This is a genomic window from Mesorhizobium sp. P3_A9, from assembly GCF_056402975.1.
The window spans coordinates 1-2062 of record NZ_JBFUGJ010000601.1 but is presented as its reverse complement, the minus strand read 5'-3'; the positions used below and the strand labels follow the sequence as shown (position 1 = coordinate 2062).

Below are 2062 nucleotides of genomic sequence, written 5' to 3'. Positions count from 1 at the left end.
GACCGACGGGCGTCGGCAAGACCGAACTGACCAAGGCGCTGGCAAGCTTCCTGTTCGACGACGACAGCGCCATGGTGCGCATCGACATGTCGGAGTTCATGGAGAAGCACTCGGTTTCCCGGCTGATCGGTGCGCCTCCCGGCTATGTCGGCTATGAGGAGGGCGGCGCGCTGACCGAAGCGGTGCGGCGCCGGCCCTATCAGGTCGTGCTGTTCGATGAGATCGAGAAGGCACATCCCGATGTCTTCAACGTGCTGCTGCAGGTGCTCGATGACGGCCGTCTGACCGACGGCCAGGGCCGCACGGTCGATTTCCGCAACACGCTGATCATCATGACGTCGAACCTCGGCGCCGAATATCTGGTCAATCTCGGCGAGGACCAGGATGTCGACGCCGTGCGCGACGAGGTGATGAATGTGGTCAAGGCGTCGTTCCGGCCCGAGTTCCTCAACCGCGTCGACGAGGTGATCCTGTTCCACCGGCTGCGCCGCAAAGACATGGACCGCATTGTCGAGATCCAGCTCAAGCGGCTGGAAAGCCTGCTTGCCGATCGCAAGATCACATTGTCGCTGGATCACGAGGCGATCGAGTGGCTGGCGGCCAAGGGCTACGACCCGGCTTATGGCGCGCGGCCGTTGAAGCGGCAGATGCAGAAAGAACTGCAGGACCCGCTGGCGGAGAAGATCCTGCTCGGCGAGATTCTCGACGGCTCGACTGTCAAGGTCACGTCCGGTTCCGACCGGCTGAACTTCCGCTCGAAGCCGACAGTCGTCGCGACCGAAGCGGCGGCCTGATCCAACGCCGCGCGTCCAGGCTGGACGCGCGGCGTTTTCATTCCATATTGATGGGGGCGCGGATGACGCTGGACGACTACAACAGCTTCTGCGCCTCGCTGCCCGCGACAAACTATGTTGTCCAGTGGGGCGGCGCCCATGTCTGGAAGGTCGGGGCCAAGATGTTTGCGATCGGCGGCTGGGACCAGGGCCAGCAGCTCTTCGTCACCTTCAAATGTTCCGACATCGCCTATGATGTGCTGAAGGAGCAGCCGGGCTTGCGGCCCGCGCCATACCTTGCCTCGCGCGGCATGACATGGATCCAGCGTCGGACAAGCCAGAGCATGGATGATGGTGCGTTGAAGGACTATCTGCGCGAGAGCCACCGCCTTGTCGCCCTGAAGCTGACCAAGCAGGCGCGCAAGGAATTGGGGCTCGCCGGAAGCTAGCTAATATTCGTCGATACGCCGGAAAACCGCCATCTTCATGCCCGGTTCATGTTGGAACCATATGGTGGGTAACTGGTTTGTTGGCGAAGGGGTTCGCCTTACAGGGACACCACTGCCGGGCGGCGGCAATTACGGACCGGAGAGTTTGGCCACGATGTTCCGCACGATCTTTGCCCTTTCGGCGCTTGCCGCCGGGCTTGTGTCTTCTGCCGCGCTTGCCGCGCCGACACAGGACAACGCACCAAGAGTTGCCCGCGCTGCCAGTGATGGCGGCATTCTCGTCGCCCAGGACGGAAATCTGGACATCTACTACGACGCCCGCGGCAACCGCGTGATCGTCGATGCCGATACCGGCAAGGTCATCGCCATCCAGCCGCCGCAGACACGGCTTGACCGGCGCGCACTGCGCCGCGAAACAAGGCTGCGCGAGTTGGGCCGGGCTCCCGCCGACGATGATCGCTACTATCTCGACGATCCGGAAGACATGGCGCGGTTCCGCCGCAAGCAGTTGGAAGAGGAAGGCAGGGTCATCCCACCGCCGGCCGACGAATACGATCCCAATAGTGACAATTCGGTCGAGGCCTATCCGCCGGCGCCGCAGGACGACGGCAATTACGACAACAACTATCCCGATGCGCCGCAGCCGGCAAAACCAGGCACCATCAAGCGCCAGCCGCTCAACGAGGCCTCGATCGATCCGGCGCAGCCAGACGTGCAGCAGGCCAATCCGGAAACGCAGCCGCCGGACACCGGTGGCAAGGCCGCCGTCGATCCGTCGCTATCGCTGGGAGCTCGCCAGGATGTCGCGGCACTGCAGGTCCTCCTCGACAGGGGCGGTGC

The 2062-nt window shown here is 63.4% G+C and carries 2 protein-coding genes and 1 pseudogene; all 3 read left to right on the top strand.

Translation table 11 applies throughout. The features are described from left to right. Positions 1-794, top strand: a 794-nt coding sequence (locus AC1DX0_RS35090) for an AAA family ATPase (RefSeq protein ID WP_477359005.1), incomplete at its 5' end; no start/stop codon positions are given. 62 nt (positions 795-856) lie between these two features. Continuing rightward, complete coding sequence (locus tag AC1DX0_RS35085) at positions 857-1222, top strand: MmcQ/YjbR family DNA-binding protein (protein ID WP_477224555.1); 366 nt, start codon at positions 857-859, stop codon at positions 1220-1222. A 154-nt stretch (positions 1223-1376) separates the two neighbouring features. Continuing rightward, positions 1377-2062 (top strand): annotated as a pseudogene (locus tag AC1DX0_RS35080) (hypothetical protein); the annotation flags it as partial.